14 protein-coding genes and 1 tRNA gene are annotated in these 18,263 nt (G+C 63.0%); 3 read left to right on the forward strand and 12 right to left on the reverse strand.

What is annotated here, in order from left to right:
• The 3 genes from PUQ42_RS07755 to PUQ42_RS07765 all read left to right on the forward strand — a co-directional run.
• Window positions 1-387: hypothetical protein (locus tag PUQ42_RS07755; protein ID WP_273372615.1), on the forward strand; the 387-nt coding region annotated here is incomplete at its 5' end.
• 1 nt (window position 388) lies between these two features.
• The gene (locus tag PUQ42_RS07760) at window positions 389-1,525 is read left to right on the forward strand and encodes a hypothetical protein (RefSeq protein WP_273372618.1); all 1,137 of its coding nucleotides are present in this window, start codon (window positions 389-391) and stop codon (window positions 1,523-1,525) included.
• The gene (locus PUQ42_RS07765; protein WP_273372621.1) at window positions 1,522-4,005 is read left to right on the forward strand and encodes a hypothetical protein; all 2,484 of its coding nucleotides are present in this window, start codon (window positions 1,522-1,524) and stop codon (window positions 4,003-4,005) included. The genes PUQ42_RS07760 and PUQ42_RS07765 overlap by 4 nt, the downstream gene beginning before the upstream one ends.
• A gap of 133 nt (window positions 4,006-4,138) precedes the next feature.
• On the opposite strand, the gene PUQ42_RS07770 is transcribed toward PUQ42_RS07765, so the two are convergent.
• The 12 genes from PUQ42_RS07770 to PUQ42_RS07825 form a co-directional block, all read right to left on the reverse strand.
• Window positions 4,139-4,227 (reverse strand) — tRNA-Leu (locus PUQ42_RS07770).
• A gap of 69 nt (window positions 4,228-4,296) precedes the next feature.
• Window positions 4,297-5,202 (reverse strand): tRNA (adenosine(37)-N6)-dimethylallyltransferase MiaA, encoded by a 906-nt coding sequence (gene miaA / locus PUQ42_RS07775; protein WP_273372624.1) that lies wholly within the window; start codon window positions 5,200-5,202, stop codon window positions 4,297-4,299.
• A complete protein-coding gene (locus PUQ42_RS07780) occupies window positions 5,192-5,701 on the reverse strand; it encodes an IS1096 element passenger TnpR family protein (protein WP_087311802.1) in 510 nt (169 codons plus the stop codon). The genes miaA and PUQ42_RS07780 overlap by 11 nt, the downstream gene beginning before the upstream one ends.
• Window positions 5,702-5,741: 40 nt before the next feature.
• Window positions 5,742-6,734, reverse strand: a complete 993-nt coding sequence (locus PUQ42_RS07785; RefSeq protein WP_273372627.1) for an acyl-CoA reductase — start codon at window positions 6,732-6,734, stop codon at window positions 5,742-5,744.
• A 126-nt stretch (window positions 6,735-6,860) separates the two neighbouring features.
• Complete coding sequence (locus PUQ42_RS07790) at window positions 6,861-10,520, reverse strand: MMPL family transporter (RefSeq protein ID WP_273372629.1); 3,660 nt, start codon at window positions 10,518-10,520, stop codon at window positions 6,861-6,863.
• A gap of 13 nt (window positions 10,521-10,533) precedes the next feature.
• Window positions 10,534-11,661 (reverse strand): 1-acyl-sn-glycerol-3-phosphate acyltransferase, encoded by a 1,128-nt coding sequence (locus tag PUQ42_RS07795; protein WP_273372632.1) that lies wholly within the window; start codon window positions 11,659-11,661, stop codon window positions 10,534-10,536.
• A 2-nt stretch (window positions 11,662-11,663) separates the two neighbouring features.
• A complete protein-coding gene (flxY, locus tag PUQ42_RS07800; RefSeq protein ID WP_273372633.1) occupies window positions 11,664-12,965 on the reverse strand; it encodes a flexirubin biosynthesis putative acyl-CoA ligase FlxY in 1,302 nt (433 codons plus the stop codon).
• The gene (locus PUQ42_RS07805; RefSeq protein WP_122120767.1) at window positions 12,952-14,472 is read right to left on the reverse strand and encodes a phytoene desaturase family protein; all 1,521 of its coding nucleotides are present in this window, start codon (window positions 14,470-14,472) and stop codon (window positions 12,952-12,954) included. Before PUQ42_RS07805 ends, flxY begins: the two co-directional genes overlap by 14 nt.
• Window positions 14,465-15,964, reverse strand: a complete 1,500-nt coding sequence (locus PUQ42_RS07810; RefSeq protein ID WP_273372636.1) for a phytoene desaturase family protein — start codon at window positions 15,962-15,964, stop codon at window positions 14,465-14,467. The genes PUQ42_RS07805 and PUQ42_RS07810 overlap by 8 nt, the downstream gene beginning before the upstream one ends.
• Window positions 15,961-17,136, reverse strand: coding sequence for a lysophospholipid acyltransferase family protein (locus PUQ42_RS07815; protein WP_273372639.1), 1,176 nt, complete (start codon window positions 17,134-17,136; stop codon window positions 15,961-15,963). The genes PUQ42_RS07810 and PUQ42_RS07815 overlap by 4 nt, the downstream gene beginning before the upstream one ends.
• Window positions 17,133-17,885 (reverse strand): glycosyltransferase family 2 protein, encoded by a 753-nt coding sequence (locus PUQ42_RS07820; RefSeq protein WP_232009203.1) that lies wholly within the window; start codon window positions 17,883-17,885, stop codon window positions 17,133-17,135. Before PUQ42_RS07820 ends, PUQ42_RS07815 begins: the two co-directional genes overlap by 4 nt.
• Entirely contained in the window at window positions 17,866-18,261 is a 396-nt protein-coding gene (locus PUQ42_RS07825; protein WP_273372641.1) for an ApeI family dehydratase, read from the reverse strand. Before PUQ42_RS07825 ends, PUQ42_RS07820 begins: the two co-directional genes overlap by 20 nt.
• Between the last annotated feature and the right edge of the window lie 2 nt (window positions 18,262-18,263).

The following is an 18,263-nucleotide window of genomic DNA, read 5'->3' on the forward strand; positions in this document are numbered from 1 at the left end:
CGCTCGATCCGCCGCGGGGAGTGTTTCAAGGCCATAAGTGTTCTTCAAGCCTCCGAGGGCATCATGGAGCTGGGCGAACTGTCGCTCGACTCGGGCCATTTCATGCCCGACGGAGAGGGGGATGTGGATGTAGTGACCCGTCCCGGCCGGATGCAGAACCTCTATCTCTCGTGGCGCTTTGCCTGGGACGAGCGTATGCGGATGAATACCTTCATCGTGGTCTTTGCAAGCCTGACCGACGGCCGACATCTGTTCGAGTATCTGCCCCTGATGCTGCCGCTCTTCTGGATTGATGATACGGAGGATGAGTTTTACTGGCCCCGGTCGACCGGGATTCCCGAGGAGACCCTGCTCGATCGGTCGCCCTTCGAAACTGCCGTCGAGTGATATGGAAAAAGTTATTCAGTGCGGATTCGGACTGCTGCTAGCACTGACACTTCCGATCTGGAGTGTACAAGGCGAACAGGCTCCGGCGGGCGACCTTCCCGACTTCGACGTTGTACCGGAAAACGCCGCCCGGGCGGTCCTGCTCCACACCACCACCCCGGAATGCGACACTGTGCGCTGCTCTCTCTCGATCAATGCCGGGCAGCCGCGGGCCCGGGGCGACTACGAGATTGTGCTCTCCAGCAACCAATACGCCGACCAAACCCCGGCCATCGTCACGGAGGAGGGATCACCGTTGACATGGCTCCGCAGTTCCTCTTCCGAATCCTGGAGCAACGGCATGACCACACGCATCTGCCGGCACTTCTATCGCTTCTCTCCCGCCAAAAAGGGTGAGTACCGGCTTCGTTGCCGGAACCTCTCGTTCGACGGGGTGGCCTACGACGGCGTGCTGACGATCCAGGTCGGAGCACCGGAGCTAAATGCCGTTCCTACCTTCCTTTTATGGGTGGCGGGAATCGGTTGTCTGCTCCTCGCTGAAATCCTTATCCGGATTGGATGCCGCAACGAAGCCCGGGTCGATACGGCCGACTTCATACGGCGACACCGCAGGCTGCCGCTCAACGCCGAGGGGGTCTGGACCCATTACCTGCTTCCGATCATGCTCCTCTATCTTCCGCTCTTCATGGCTCTCATCACACTCACCGGGATGGCGTCGATTCCGACAAATGTGCTTCTCTGGATCGCGGCCGTCTGCGTCCCGGTAGCTTTCGTCCTCTTCCGCCTCCAATACCGCAGGCTTTTCTTCCACTGGAGAAAAACGGAGCTGCCGCCGGAGCGGATCGACGCTTTGCTTCGGGAGCTGGCCGAGCAGTACGACTGGACGATCGACCACATGGACCGGGATTTTTTCGTCGCACACACCCATCCCGCATGGTGGAATGCCACGTGGGGTGAACAGATCTTCGTCGCGCACGACCGCGGCGGCATCTGGATCAACAGCATCAATGACCTCGGCAAGCGCAGTTCGATCGTCTCGTTCGGATATACCCGTCGGAATATCCGCCGGGTGACGGAGGCAATCGCAGCACGGGAAAAAGATACCCATTCATTCACCGATGTAAGTCCGATACCATGACACCACTGAAAATCACCCCGCTGCCCGGATGCACTCCCGGGACGGCCGAAAAGATCGATGCACTCAACCGCAAACTTGGATCGTTCATTCACGCACCGCTCAATCTCAAGGAGGTACTGCGCATGGAGCCGTTCGCCGCCGACGCGGAGGTGGTGCGGGCCGTTGCGGTCTCGCTCGACAACTACGCCATCCTCCCGACCTCGACAAAGGAGTGCGAACGCCAACGCACGACGGGTCTGCCGAAGGACTACGATATCGTGGGGTTCTGGTACTGCGTGGCGCTTCTCGCCCTTTCGGCAGAGCCGGAGGCCGTGCGTTATCTGCTCGTGCTGGCGCGCATACTGATGGTCGAGGATCCCGCGGAACTGTTCCTGCTGCGGCGCATTGTCCGCCTGCTGGAGGGATTTCCATTTCCCCACCTGCAGGAACTCAGAAGTCGGATTGAAGGCTTCTACGACACCGTTACGCACCAATTGGAGGCCTTCCGATGGCTGGAGGCCGCCGGAATCCCGTGGCCCGAGTCATACGAATGGGAGGTCATCACGCAATTCTCCTCCGACGGCGAGCCCTATGCCGATCCGGCAGCACCGAAGGAGGAGCGGCGCCGGCGCGTGGTGCTGACGTTCAGGCTGAACAGTCCCCGCAGCCTCTACGGCAGTTGCCGCCAGCACAACAGCTACGAGATCTCGCTCCGCAACGACGACAACACGACACGCGGCATGTGGAACGAGGGCCACGGCGATCTCTTCATCGAAGACTGCCCCGTGATGCAGCACCGGATGTTTACACCGTTGCAGCTCCCGGAGTTGTTCGACGCGCTCGAAGGGCTCGGCATCCGCCTGGTACGCAAACCCGTGATGGTCTACACGAGCCAGGGAATTCGGAATGCCCACGTAAAGGTGTTTCAGATGCTCGAAGATCAGCTCGGACGCAAATCTTCGGAGGTCGAACAGGCCGCAGAGGAGACGCCTGGCCAGCCGGAGGCGGAGAGCGATACGGATGGCACGTCGGCAGAAAGGAGCAAATCCCCGGAGGTCGAGCGGGCCGTAGAGGTGGCGCTGGACCTGCTCAAATACGATGGGGACGTGAACGACTCGCTGGCTGAGATGCGGAAAAAGTGGGGCGAAGAGATTTCAGTGCTGCACGACGCCCGATTCGACGAGATTGGAGTTCAATATGCCTGCCGCTCGCACGAAGAGGGACTTGCGGCTGTCGGGCAGGAACTGACCTGCCACGGATACCGGCTCTACGACCTCGACGGCGACGAGATTTACCTCCTCACGTTACTTCCCGAGGTGGAAGCCGCAAATCTCGAAATGGTCTGCCGGAAGGCGGGTCAATATTGTCGGCAGTTGAAGCAGCCGGGGCGCGCACCGGGCACTCCGGCCCGCGAAATCGACCCCGGGCGCACGATGCCCTGCGAAGAGGTGCCATGGCCCGATGATGCCGACTACATGCTCGACGCGCTGGCCGGCGACTTCTGCAGCGGACGGTGGAAAAGCCGCGAAACGGAGGAGTGGCAGGGGAATTTCGTCGCCGACCTTCGCCAACGTCCGCTGCAACCGGTCAAGGTGCGTTGGAACCGGTTTTGCTGCCTGACCTACTCCCCGGAGATGGATTTCTATGCGGCGTTCTACTACATTCCGCCCATGCAGTGCTGGATGCTTCTCGGGGGCAAGAATCCCCTGGAAGCGAACAGCTGGAAGCGGCTGTGCGACCTACCGAAACAGGAGTCGCCCTTTCTTTTCCTCGATCAACGCCCCCGATGGTTCGGCCACTCACTCTGCTTCGGCGACCGGCAGAGCGCCACGATCCTTACGATGAATCCGCAGGGAGTGGAGCGAGTTCAACGCTTCCCGATGCCCAAGGCGCAGCACCCTTGCAGGTTCGCCTGCGACGGACTCGGACGCGTCCTCCTTGCCCACGGCGATGAGACCTATCGTTACGACAACGGCTCGCTCTCACCGCTGGGCTTCCGCATAGCGAGCGGCGACGGATTCAACGGCTCCATCCCTGTCCCCGGAACCGGCCGACTGGTGATGTGCGGCTTCTCGGACCGGGAACTGGTCGCCCGACTACTGGAACTCGACGTCGATACGCGCCGCTGCCTGACTACCCGGATGCAGAACGTAGATCCCTGGTCGAACCTCCTCCCGTTTGGAGACGACTGGGTGCTGATCAAAGGAGCTTGCGATTCGATGCGACTGGATTTCGCCCGGCTCTGGAACCGCACGACCGGCGAGGTGCTGCGCATCCGTCCCGGGATGTTCGGCAGCGAACGGCTCGAACACATCGGAAGGCTGAGCGATGGCCGTGTGGTACTGACTACGCTCCGCTCCCATGTGGGACAAGTCGTGCACTTTCCCGCAGATTTCTGGAATTTCCTCCGCACGGCCAGCCGTCCGCAAACTCTGGAGCCGATGCAACCCTGCGAAGCACTCTATCCCGATATTCCACTGGCCGCGCCCGAAAGATCATAATAAAACATGCGCATGATTGGGTAAAAGAAGTGGATTAAAACATCATTCACAGCACGTGTGGGGAAAATGTGGGGGAAATCCGAAAAATAAAAATCGCTTAATTCGTCTGTATCAACAAATTAAGCGATTTTACTGGTACCCGGAGCCGGGGTCGAACCGGCACGGCCACTGCTGGCCACAGGATTTTAAGTCCGGCGTGTCTACCGATTCCACCATCCGGGCCCTCTTTTCTTATGAAAGGCGACGGCAAAATTACGAAAAGATTCCCGATTCGCCAAATCCGGACACGTATTAACGTGTCCGTGCATCTACATATTCGATCATCGCCGCATCCTCCGTCGGGCCAAACCACCGAATCTCCGGATCACGCCGAAACCAGGTCAACTGCCGCTTGGCATAGCGCCGCGAGTTGCGCTTGATCAGTTCGACCGCCTCGTCGTAACTCGTCCGCCCCTCGAAACAGTCAAAAAATTCCCGATAACCCACCGTCTGCAGGGCATTCAGCGCCCGATAGGGGTAGAGCCTTCGCGCCTCAGCCTCCAGACCGTCGGCCAACATACGGTCAACCCGCCGGTTAATCCGGTCATAGAGCTCCTCCCGCGGCAGATCAATCCCGATCTTGATGATCTCGAAGGGGCGCGTCTGACGACTGCCGGTCCGCTGCTCGGAGTAGGGGCGGCCGGTCTGCAGACACACCTCCAACGCCCGGACAACCCGGGCGGGATTCTTGCGATCGACCACCTCGTAATAGGCCGGATCAAGCCGGCGGAGCTCCTCGGCCAACGCATCGACCCCCTCCGTCGCAAGGCGTCGGCCCAGTTCATCCCGCAGGGCGGGATCCGCCTGCGGCAGGTCATCCATCCCTTCGCACAACGCCTTCACGTAGAGTCCCGAACCGCCGACCGCCACCACCCAGTCGTGGTCACCAAAGAGCCGTTCGAGGCACGCAAGGGCCTGTTCGGCGTATTGTCCGCAGTTCAACTCTTCCGTGATATCATGCGAGGCAATGAAATGATGCTCAACGGTTTGCAGTTGCTCCGGATCGGGCTGGGCCGTACCGATCGGCATGCCGCGATAGAATTGCCGGGAGTCGGTCGAGAGAATCGGGGCGCCGTAATGCAACGCCAGACGGATGCTCAGATCCGTCTTGCCCGAGCCCGTCGGCCCGACGATCACCAGCAACCGTTTAGTACTCATCGTCGTAGGAGTCGTCTCCTTCGAAATCCTTGAATTCGTCCATGATCTCGTCGAAGGCCGAACCCTCCTCGGCATGGGTCTTCGAGGGGTCGTACTGATCCGGCGCTTCGGCCAGCGCAAAGATCTCGCGCGGATAGGTCGAATCGTCATCGGCTTCGTAGACACCCGTCAACTCCAGGTAATAGGCCCGGTCGCCGAACAGGTCGAAAAGGTAGATCAGACGGTCGCGATGGTGGTGGATCAACTGACCGAGTGTCACGCGATCCATCGTTTCGGGAGCATCCTCCGAACCGGCGCCCATATCCATCAACGTGAATTCGCGCTGACGCTCCCAACGCTCGTCGGCCGTAAAGAACGAGGCCATGCAGTCCTCGTATTCAAGCGACTGCAGGATGAAACGGTGAAAATCCAGCAGCGTCGTATCATACATCACTTCGTAGTCGCGCACGAAATTGTCGTTCTCGTCGCTCAACATCCGGAATCGGAAAACCATCGACATGGCAGAATCTTTTTAGTAATCGAAGACAAAGATAGCATTTTTATCCATTCAGCGACGCCAGCCAGGCCAATACGTCGCGGTCGTCGGGATAGTCGGTCAACGAAGGGGACTGTGCACGGCCGAAATCAACCCGACGGCTGTGATCGAGGCATTCGCTGACGACGCATTGCAACTGGTCGTCGTGTGCAGCCAGCCAGTCGCGCACCTCGTCGAGCGAATCGTAACGCGCGCAATGAATCCGGCTCAGGGCGTTGGGGAACGACGTCTCCTCGACCAGCAGCGAAGCTCCCAGATCGACGAACGGTGTCCCCTGCATTTCGAGCAGCGCCTTCTGTTGGATATAATTATTTTTGTATTTGGCATTTACAGGCGGCATTTGAAGCCTTGGCTCCACACCGTGAGGCAAGAACAGCAGCGAGACGCTGCGACAGCCCAGTCCGGAATAGGCCCAGATATCGTCGGCCAGACCGCGCCACTGAGCGTCGGTTTCGCGACCCGACAGAACGGCCACCGACTGGCGGCTGCCCCGCAACAGCGAGGGGATGCCGGCATAACGGGCCCGGAAGTAGCGGTTGGCATTGTCGCTGCCCGTGGCGATCACCGCCTCGACGGGCTGGCTACCGTCATAGAGCGAGACGGCCGCCTCGGGGTCGATCTCCCGAAGCACGGCAACGACATACTCCATCAGGGTACGGTCCTTGGTCGAGGGTTTGACCAGACAGCGGTGCCCCGCAATGATCACGCACAGCAGATCGAAGAAACCCACCAGCGGGATGTTTCCGGCCATGATGACCAGAACGTTCCGCACCTCATGCGGCCGGCGGAGAGCCGGATAGGCGGCCAGCCACGCCTCGAGACGATCGCGGCGCAGCATCTCCTCGCCGATCGTGCGCGCGGCCCGCACGATCTCCTCCGGAAGAAACCATCCGTTGGCGGCGTGGGCCGCCTCGACGACCTGCCGGGTCGCGGCATCCGTACCGAAACGCTGCAGGCGCGAGCCCAATTCTGCAAAAAGTTCCATGACATCTTTCATCGCCGCAAAGATACGATTTCCGGCGAAGATTTTCCCGAAATTTCGCAGGATTTCAAAAGGCGGCGACTCCAACGCCCCTCCCGGAACACAGCGAATATGCCGCAAGGCCGACCTCCGCCGGCGGCATCACGCCCAGACTTCGGCTCCGGAGGGATATCGCCTCCGCTGGTCGTCCGTCGGGCGGAAGAGGTACCACCGGGCATCGGCAAAGGCTGCGGCATCGAGCTCCGACTCCGGAGCAAGATGCAGGTTTACGGGCAAACAGGCCACATGACGGGCAAGAGCCAGCCGGTCGACATCGCTCTCAAAGGCATAGACCTCCGTCGCGGGGTGGACCAGTGCAAAGAGCAGGCCGAGTTCGCCCTGACCGTTGTTGACGATCACCACCCGGCGGGGAAGCTCCGCACCGTCAATCCAGCGGCTGAACGCCTGGCATTCGCGCAGCAGGCGACGACACCGCGACTCGACCTCGGGACCCTTATAGAGGTAACGGGCCAGGACCTGCGGCCGATACCAGGCCGTATCGGCACACATCCGGTGCATCGACCGCTCGAAGGCCTCGACCGACCGGGCGGCATCGGCAGTCGTCCGCAGCGCCGGAGCACCCCATGCGACCGTCAGTGTACCGGCAGCCAGAAGCACTCCACCGTCGAGTTGCAGTTCCCGGCTTCCGTGGATACCCACCGGGACCGTCGGAACCTCGAAATCGAGCGGTTCATCGACCGGGAAGGCGACCCGCAGTCCGGCATCATACGCCGCACGGGCCCGGCTCCGCGGCGTCAGCGTATGGGTCATGCGCAGCAAAAGGGACAATCCGCGCGGCAGGCGGCGGTCCGTGGCAACGATCGTATCGTCGAAACAGCCGATCACCGCCAGCAGATCGAGCGGCGTATGGCAGCAGAAGGCCAGCAGGCGTCCGGCATCCGGCGACAGCGGTGCCGGCCGGGCGGTCTGACCGGTCGCCGGGGGCGCTGAAATTGCAGAAGCCGCAGGAGCTGCAAGAGCCGCAGGGGTTGCAGGGGCCTCAGGAACTCCCGAAACCGCAGGGGCCGTCAGAGCCGCCGAGTCTGCCGAAACCGACGGCGTCTTCTGAGCGGATGAAACCGACAGCGCGGGTGTCGAACCGTTCGGCTCGTTCGGCAGAGTCAGCTGTCGGCAGCGGATGCCCGCCAGATGGCGGAGATTCCACGCTGCTGCCCGATGCATGAAGCGGCGCAGCAGGCGGCGGTTGTTGCCCGTGAAGAGGGCAAGCAGCAGGGCTGCCGCCTGCTCCACAGCCACAAAAAGCCCCAATTCGGCCGTTGCGAAGAGCCGTCCGAGGGTGACGGGATTCCGGCGCGGAGCCCCCTTCGCATCACGAACCAGCCAGCGGTAGATGAACGGAGGGATGATATAGGCCATCAACACCACGGCAAACATCCCGACGATGGTCACCTCGGCCAGCGAACGCATGGCCGGATGGCGCGAAAGGATCAGCGTGCCGATGCCGATGAGCATGATCAGCGCCGACACTACGATGCTCTTTTTGTAGGATCCGAGCAGTTTGCGGCCGTAGGCATGTTCGTAGATCAACCCTTCGGTGATGAAGATCGTATAGTCGTCGCCCTGGCCGAAGATGAAGGTGGCCAGGATGATGTTCACCAGATTGAAGCGGATGTCGGCCAGATCCATGATTCCCAGGATCCACAACCAACTGACGGTCATCGGCAGGAAGGCCATCAGACTCAGTTCGAGCCGCCCGAACGAGAACCACAGAAACAGGAAGACAATCACGCCGCACGACCAGCAGATGTAGTTGAAATCGCCGGTCAGCGCATTGGCAATGGTGCTGTTCAGCCCCCGCACGTCGAAATTGTAGGAGTCGGGGACCCGTTCGCGCAGGCTCGCCTCCACGGCGGCAAGGCGGCTCGGGGGCACCTCGAGACGGTCAACGACCGTCGGGCACGGCCCGTCACCGCCCAGATACCCGTCGAAGAGCGTGGCGGCCAGCGGTTCGAAGGCCGACCACGGCATCGGCTCGAAACGACGCTCCAGCAGGTCGTCGAAGCCGGCAAAGGCATCCGGCCGGAATCCGTTCGCACTCAGCGCCACGGCCATCCGTTCGCGGATCATCGCGGCATGTTGCGCGCGAAACTGCTCCCAGCGGGCCAGCCGCCGCTGCTGCTCGGCCTGCGAGGGGAGGAACGGCGTGGCGCTCTTCAGACGGGCGCCGGGACAGGCGGATGCCTCCCGTTCAAGCTCCGAGCGAGCCCGCTCGCTGCGTTGCAGCGCCTCGTCCCACGTGCGGCCCTCGCTGGCCACATAGACCGTCGTCAGGCTGTCGCCACCCAGCATCGTGCGGAACGCCTCGAGGTCGGAACGCTGCTCGCGCGTCATGTAGTTGATGTGCTGCAGATCAGTATCGAAAGCCGTATGGCGGCTCAGGAATCCGAAGACCACCGTCAGCAGGCAGACCGCCACGAAGATCCGCGGGCGGTTGTCGAACGACAGGCGCGTCAAGGGCTCGAGCAGCGCATGTTCACGGGTCGGCTCCGGCCGGCGTCTGTCGGCCAGATGCGGCAGAAAGATCAGCACGAAGAGGATCGTCCCGACGAGCATGAAGGCGGCAAAGAGCCCCAGATCGCGCAGGGCCGGAGCCGTCATCGGCACCAGGCACAGAAAGGCTCCGACGGTCGTCAGATTGCCGATGACCAGCGGCGAGACCATCTCGCGCAGAACCGTGCGCATCTGCTGCTCGTGGTGCAGGTGCGCAAGCAGATGCAGCGGGTAGTTCACCGCAATGCCGATGATGATCGAGGCAATGCCCAGAATGATCATCGAGACCTCGTCGCGGAAGAGCGACAGGCACCCCATCGCAAAGAGCCAGCCGAAGAGGATCGTCACGCCGATGAGCAGCAGCGACCGCAGCGATCGCAGCGTGTAGACGAGCAGCCCCAGAATCAGCACCACGGCAATGGAGATGGCCCACAGACTGTCGTTTTTGATCTGCCGGGCATTCGTCACGGCGATGACCGGAGCCCCCGACAGGTGGATCTCCACCTCGGGCATCACCCGGCTGGTGGCTGAGGCCGCGTCGGAGAGCAGATCGACCAGACGGGCATTGCCGTCGGTCTCGTTCGAGCCATAGGACGTGCGCATCATCACGACGGCCCGGCGCCGGTCGGGCGTCAGGATATACCCGTCGTAGAGTTCGTATTTCAGATCGAGCTGAAACTGCTGCAGCCGCGCGACGGCCGGGGTGAAGAGGTTGAGCGGATCCTGCCGGAGGTGTTGCGAGAGAAGGCTTCCCGTCGGGAACATCAGCAGCATCCGGTCACGCGCAATCTGGGCGTCGATGTATGCGGGCGTAAGCAGCGAATCGATCCGGGCATAGTCCCCCTCGTCGAGAAAATAGGGGATATGCGCGTAGACAAACTCCGGGACGGCGGCCAGACGTTCGTAGTCGATCCGCGTCGTCAGGTCGCGGAGCCGGTGGAGCGAATCGCGCTCCGTCACCTCGGCGGCAAAGCGGTCGACGGCCTCGGCCAACCGTTCGGGCGGCACCGTGACGGCCGTATCGCGCGGGAGGACGATGGCGACGATCCGATCCGAGGCCGAAAGCTCCTGATAGAGGTTCAGCGCCCGGCGGTGGGTCGTATCCACGGGCAGGAAATCCAGAATGTCCTCGTTGCGGCCCAGCGAGAGCATCCCGGCCAGCAGGAGCGCACACAGCACCGCCAGCAGGGCGAAGAGCCACCCCCGCCGCCGTGAAAACCAGTCGTAGAGACGAAGAAAAAAGGCCACCATACCGTCCGTTGTTTCAGTCGTTCAGATAATCCACCGGCGAGGCGTAGATGCCGAGGAAGATGTCGCGCAGCAGGTCGCCGTCCGCCACGTCGAAGCGCGACAACTCGCCCAGGCGGTCGAGGAACGCCTCCTTTTGGGCCGGCGTATAACGGTCGGCATGACGCGTCTGGCCGTAGAGCAGGTCGTGGGCGATGAAGTTGTTGGCCGACTGGCGGTAGCGGCTGCGGATCTGGCGGTCGAGCAGCCGCGTCACCTGCCGGTGGTACTCGTTGTGGGTGCAGTCGTCGTAACGCCGCAGCAGCTCCTCGTCCAGACACGGCCCGAAGGCGATATGAACAGCCCCCTTGGGCTGCAGCAGTCCCGTCAGGATGCTGTTCAGATCCTCGCCCGGCTTCTTCGTGTAGCGCGTGAAGCGCGATTCGTACAACTCCAGCGCCTTCAGGATGTCGCACGGCTCCCACTCGTAGGAGATCGTCATCGGAACGATGTGCAACTCGGCCAGCGCCTCGATTTTGTCGAAGGGCCGGCTCATGCAGAACATCTTCACGATGCCCTGGTCCGTCAGGTCGTTGCCGTCCTTCGTGCGGCCGTTGCGCTGCGCGATCCACACCGACTGCCGCTTCTCGGTGATCGTATGGCGGATATACTCCGAACAGTGCATCGAACTGCGGTAGAAGTCCTTCATGTTACCGCCCCGCTCGATGCGGAACATCTTGTTCGCCCGGCCGATGTCGACCACCAGCTGCGAGGACATCAGATTCGCCCCGAAGGTGATCTCCGTCGTCTCGTGGCCGTTCACGAAGAGCAGGTACTGCAGCAGCGAGGCGTCGAGCATGATGTCCCGGTGGTTCGAAACGAAGAGGTAACGCTGCGACGGATCGAGGTGTCCGAGCCCCTCGTGGGTGAACGAGGTGATGCTGCGGGCGATGACCTGCTCGTTGACGGGCTTCATCACCTCGCCCTGGAACTCGCGGATCGTCCGGATGCGCCGGACGCGCTCGCGCACCGACTCCAGCTCCTCGTCCGGAAAGACATAGGTCGCCAGCAGCGGGAAAAATTCACTGGCGGCAATCCGTTGCATCGCCGCCGGAATCTCTTCGTCGTAGTAGGGGCGGATATCGTCGAATGGGGACTCTTTCATGGCTATTTGCGTTTGTCGATGAATTTGACCGGTTTGCGGCTCTTGGCCGGAAAGTTGATGCGCTGGATCTCCTCCACGGGGAGAATCTCCACCTCGGGAGCCACGCGGATCCGCGACCGGAAGCGGTCCTTGAGATCCTTCACCGCATCGAATTCGGGCGTCTGCTTCAGCCCGATGCGCACGATCACCCGGTCGGTGCCGGCATCGCTCTCGCAGACCTCGATGACGTAGTTCTCCACGTAGGAGGTGTTGTCCAGCACGTCGTTCAAGGCCGGCGGATAGAGCGTCGTACCCTTGAGCTTGATCATGTTGTGCTTGCGTCCGACGAGCGGCGTGAGGCGGTAGGACCACCGTCCGCAACGGCACTGTTCGGTCCTCTTGGCGGCGATGTCGCCCGTGCGGAAGCGCAGCAGCGGCATCCCCTCGACCCCGAGCGTCGTGACGACAATCTCGCCGTAGGTCCCGTCCGGCACCGGGAGGTTGTCCTCGCCGATGATCTCCACGATGATCAGCTCGGGATGGACATGCCCGCCGCAACCGTATTCGCACTCCGAGAAGGTGGCCCCCATCTCCGTCGAGGAGTAGGTGGCGAAGAGGTCGACATCCCACTTCTCGCGGATGCGCTGTCCGAGCAGGTTGAGCGAGAAGTCCTGCTCGCGCAGCCCCTCGCCGATGCCGATGATGCGGCGGATGCTGCTGCGGCGGTAGTCGATGCCGTGCTCCTCGGCATACTGGATCAGCCGCAGGATGAACGACGGAACGCACATGATCGTATCGGGATGCAGCCGCCGGATCGTGTCCCACTGCAGTTCGGGGATGCCGTTCCCGACACGGATAACGCTGGCACCCAACTCGCGGATGCCCAGGAAATAGGCCAGTCCGGCCATGAAGCGCTTGTCGAGCGTGGTCATCAGCTGCACGATGTTGCCCGGGCGGAGCCCCGCACAGGCGAAGGATTTCTTCTCGTTGTAGGCCAGACGCTGCAGGTCGAGCTCCGTACAGCCGAAGGTCACCGGATCGCCCAGCGTCCCGGAGGTGGTCACGTAGTCGATGATCCGCTCCCGCGGGCAGCAGAGGAACTCCTCGTTGAAGAGCTGCAGATCCTTCTTCTCCGTGAAGGGGATCTTCACCAGATCCTCGATGTGGCGGATCTGATCCAGATGGATCTCATAGCGGTCGAACATGCGGCGGTAGTAGGCCGAATGGTCGGCCAGATAGTGCAGCGCCCGCTGCAGCAGCTCCTCCTGAAAGGCCTTGATCTCCTCGGGCGAGCGGTATTCGATATCGTTCTCAAAAGGTTCCATAGTCGGTTTCGTATTTCGTATTGATGGCATGAATCAGTCGGTTGGCGCCCAGCAGCGCCTCGGCCGTATTGACGGCCGTGAGCGGCACGCCGCAGATGCCGTGCAGGTTGATGTTCTGACCCGTGAGGAGCAGGTTGCGGATCTTCGTGAAGATCGGGACCTGCGAAAGGGCGATCTGCTGCGCATCCTTGCGGAAGCCGTACATCGAACCCTCCTTCACGCCGTAGTAGTCGCGGATGGTCAGCGGGCTCGACGTATGGATCGTCTCGACCGCCGAGCCGAAGGCGGGGTAGATGCGTTCCATGCGGTCGAGCATCCGCGCCGCCTGCTCCTCCTTCCAGCGTTCGTACTCCGCGCCGCGGCGGCCGGTGGCGGTCGACTCCCAGCGCCGCACGGCCTCGAAACTCATCGGGGCGGTGAGGATCATCTTCCGGCTGAAGGGACCCTGGCCGCTCACCGGCGGGGTCATGTACATCAGTCCGCGGGGCCACTCGTCGTCGTATTCGCCGAAGCGCCAGACCTCGCCGTGCGAGGTCTGGCAGTAGCACGTATGGTTGATATAGGGGAACGCCCCGGGGCGAAGCGTCAGATAGACCGTGAAGGCCGAATAGCTGTTCGGGATCGTGTCCAGCCGCTGGCGGTAGGCCCGGGGCAGCGCCTCGTCGGGCAGCAGCCGCAGCAGCGTGCAGGGGTGGATGGCGGAGATATAGCGGTCGGCCGTAAAGCGGCGCCCGTCGGCCGTCTCCACGCCGCGGATCATCCGCTCCTCACAGTCGATCCGCACCGCCTCGGCACGGGTTTCGACCCGTCCGCCGCCCGCGCGGATGACGTCGGCCAGCGCCTCGGCCAGCTGCGAACTGCCATCCACGAAACGATCCTCGCCGTTGATGTACAGCACGTTGACCAACGCATGGATATAGGCCGGCGTATGGTGGGCGACGCCGCCGTACATGGGGTTCATGTAGGCCAGCACGTCGCGCAGCCGCGGATCGCCGACGTAGCGGGCAATCAGCTCGTCGGCCGGGCAGAGAAACTCCTCCGAGTGGGAGAAGATCGACGCGGAATCCTCGCGCAGGTAGAACATCCCGACCTCCTCCGAAAGGCGGTAGAGCGTATCGACATAACGGCGGATTCCCTCGGCTTCGTGAGGGAACAGACCGGCAAAATACTCCGTAAAGCGCTCCCTCCCGCCGGGAATGGCATAGCGTTCGCCCTCCTCGAGGTAGAGCAGCGAGTCCATGCAGTCGGGGTCCGTCGGGCGGAGTTTCAGGCGGTCGAGCACCCCCAGATAGTGGCAGATCCGGGCGATCGAACCGCCCGGGCGAAATCCGCCCAGCATGTGCATGCCCGTCTCGAAGCGCTCTCCGCCGCGCACGAAGGTCTGCAGACCGCCGCCCGGCGTGGCGTTCTTCTCGAGCACCGTGACCCGGCAGCCGTTCCGCGCCAGCAGCGCGCCGGTAAAGAGGCCGCCCAGACCTCCTCCGATGATCAGTACCGTTTCATCCATGGTTTGCTTCGTTTATTTCGTGATAGAGCGTCCCGCTGCCCAGCAGGTCACCGCAAACGACCAGCGTCCCGACCAGAACACCCAGAATCCCGTGCGAATTGATGTTCTGCCCGGCCAGCATCAGGTTCGGGATGCGTGTGCGGTGGGAGACCCGGCCGCCGGCCCCGGCCTGCACGTCGTGCACCACGCCGTACATCGAACCGCCCTCGGTTCCGGTATAGTCGCGGTAGGTGAGGGGGGTCGAGGTCCAGTAGGCCTCGACCTGCTGCCGCAACCCCGGGAAATCCCGCTCGACAACCTCCAGCAGCCGTTCGGCCTTGCGCCGCTTGAACTCCTCGTAGGCCTCGCCGCGATGCCCGACCCGGGTGTCGAGCCACGGCGTCAGCTCGTCGATCGACATGTAGGAGATCACCACGCCGCACCGCGCCCACACGGGATGAGCCTCGTGGCACGTATGCATGTAGAGATAGCCCTTCGGCCAACTCTCCTCCGTATAGGACTCACAGCCCCAGGGCGAATCGGTCGTATAACCGTAGAAGTTGCTGTTCCGGTAGGGGACCGCCCCCTCCCGGAAGCGCAGATAGACCGTAAAGCCTGCCGTCGTGTTGCGCAGGGCGTTGATCCGGTTGCGGTAGGCCGGGCGGATCCGGTCGCTGTCGACCATCTCGAGCGTACGCCGCGGATGGGCCGTCGAGATCACCAGATCGGCCGCATGGAACGCCCCGTCGGCCGTCTCGACCCCCCGGGCTCCCATCGCATCGCAACGGATCCGAAGGGCCCGGCTGCGGGTCAGGATCCGACCGCCGCAGCGCTTCAGGACCCGGGCCAGCGCATCGGCCAGCGCGTCGCTCCCGCCCACAATGCGGAAGGCGCTCCGGTTGTAGAAATCGGTGATGAAAGCGTGGGTCGAGAAGGGGGTGCGGCCCCGTTCGGCGGCGTAGAGCGGCAGATTGCCCACCAGCACGTCGCGCAACAGCGGATCGGCGATCAACTCCCCGAGGACGGAATCGATGCTGCGCATCTGATACTCGGCCAGAATGGCCAGATCGGCTCCGCCCCGCCGCATCGCATGCAGGGCCGAGGTCGTGGCGATCTGCTCCACCAGATCGAAATAACGGCACAAGGCGTCGCGTTCAGCCGGGAAGCGCGCGGCGAGCGTTTCGATGAAGGCCTCGCGCCCCTGCGCCAGCCGGAAGCGTTCGCCGCGGAGGGCGATCTCCTCGTACCCGGACGCATCGAGCGGGCTCAACTGCAGGTCGTCCCAGACCCCGAGGTAGTGCAACAGCTGCCAAAGCACCTCCCCCTCGTTGCAGCTGCCGATGAAGTGCATGCCGGTTTCGAACTTCGCCGCGCCGCGCCGGAAGCACTGCAGGCAACCGCCGATCCGGGCATCCTGCTCCAGCAGGGTCACCTCGTACCCGTGCCGGGCCAGTATGACGCCGCACGACAGCCCGCCGAGGCCGCTTCCGATAATCACGCAACGCCGTTTCATAACACCCTCACGTTTATGACTCCGTCGCCGGAGCCGTTATCCGGACTGCCGCTCCGTCCGTCGGAGAGCCGGTAGCGGAGCGTCGTGGAGGGCACCTCCGCCGCCGGATCGCAGACGTGCAGGTTCGGCGGAAGCGACAGCGCCCGCAGCGCCACGGCGCGGAGCTTCGGGTCGGATTCGACGGCATAGACCTCCGTCTGCGGATGCACCAGCGCATAGAGCAGGGCAAATTCGCCCCGCCCGGCGTCGTCGATCCGCACGGATCCGGCTGCCGGGGCCGTGTCGATCGTCGAACGGAAATTGTCGTTGCGCCGCAGCAGCCGACACGCCTGCCGATGGGCCCGCCATCCCGCCGTGCGGTACTTTTCGCCGACATACCACGCATAGTAGCCGGCCGTTTCGAGCCGGGCGCAGATCTCGGCGTAACGGGTCTGGTAAAGACGGCGCACGGCCGAAGTCCGGGAGCGGTAGTCGGTGCCGAAGCGCGGATCGTCGGGGGCTATGCGTCGGCCGATCTCGGTATACATCGCTCCCTGACGAAGCATGAAATCCTGTTTCGGGAGGACGTGGCCGATGCCGTGCAGGAAGATCGGCAGCAGATCCAGATGCAGCCGCTCGGCCAGGTAGAAGGCCCCGCGGTGGAAGCGTTGGATCCGGCAGTCGGGCGAACGCGTTCCCTCGGGGAAGACGACGATCGAATAGCCCCTCCGCACGAGGTCGGCCAACCGGTCGAGATTGGCCTCGATGCCGTCCGAAACAGCGTAAAACTCCGCCCGGCGGATCACCAGTCCGTAGATCGGATTGCGGTGGACCCAGTCGTTGGTCAGCACGACCAGCCGCGGCGTCAGCATCAGGATGCACATCAGATCGAGGTGCGACTGGTGGTTGCTCAGGATGACGGCCGGCCGCTCGAAGCGTTCGCCGACGGCGTTGTTCAGCGTGAAGGTCGTGCCCGGCACCCGGCGGATGACATAGCGCGACGCCCGACAGATGAAACGGTGCAGGCGCATGCGTTTGCGCTCCGTCGAGCCGCCGATCAGAAAATAGAGGTAGGTGGCCGGCAGCACCAGCAGAAACATGCTCACACACAGAAAGAGGATCGAATACAGGGAGTATGCGATCCGTCGGGCCGTCAGCGGCACGGTTCGGGAGGTATGGATGTCGGCACTCATCGCAACAGTTTTCTCAGCAGCGTCCGGGGCCAGCCGTAGACCACGGCCAGCAGGCACAACAGGGTATTGAGCAGCGAAATGCGCAGAAAGTCGAGCGTCGGCCGGAAGTGGCTCACCCGATCCTCGGGGTAGTCCACCCGCACCGTCACGGGCCGCAGCCGCACTCCGGCCCACGCCGATGCCACCAGCAGTTCGAGTTCGGCCTCGTAGCGCGAGGTCATCCACCGCTCGCCCCGAAGTCCGGCCAGCGGGTAGATGCGCAGTCCGGTCTGCGTGTCGGGCAGGTCGATCCCCGTCTGCACGCGGAACCAGAAGTTCGAAAAGCGGTTGGCGAAGGTGTTGCCGCGCGGCATGTTCGCGTGGTCGAGCGGCCGGCTGCCGACGATCAGCGCCGCGGGGTCCTCCCGTGCGGCGGCCAGCAACCGCGGCAAATCCTCGGGGTAGTGCTGCCCGTCGGCGTCGATCGTCACGGCGTGGGTGAAGCCTTCGGCCCGCGCCCGGCGGAACCCTTCGCGCAGAGCGTGCCCCTTGCCGCGGTTCCGGCCGCAGCGGACCACCGCAACGGGCACCGGCGAAGCGGCCAGCAGGGCAGCCGTACCATCCGTCGAGCCGTCGTCAACCACCACGATATCGTCCAGCTGCGCATGGGTTCGCCGCACGACGTCCATCAGTGTCCCGGCGTTGTTGTAGGTCGGGATCACGGCGCAGAAGCGCGGCTCGGCAACGGTTTTATCGGCTTTCGGGCGCATCGTTCGCAGATTCTTCGAAAATCATCGACAACTGGGCAAACTGCATCGCTGCGGCTCGGACCACGGCCCTGACCTTCCAGACGCCCCCGTCGGGCTCGATGCTGCGGAACGTCACCCGGCAGGTCGGATGTTCGACGGGCGAGAGGACGTGCTGGAACTTCACGTTGACGATGCGCTTCAGGACCAGCTGCCGTCCGACAACACCTTCGAGCAGCTCGGCAACCAGCTGTATCAGGCAGACGCCCGGCGTGATGGGGTTGCCCGGGAAGTGGGCCCGGTAGATCGGATGGCAGGCATCGAGGCGGAGATCACAGTGGGTCTCGCCGTCGGCCGTCGTCGTATTTTCGAGGTAGAAAAATCCGTCTTTCAGTTTCATGT

Origin of the sequence: Alistipes megaguti (assembly GCF_944320325.1) — a bacterium.
Lineage (GTDB): Bacteria > Bacteroidota > Bacteroidia > Bacteroidales > Rikenellaceae > Alistipes > Alistipes megaguti.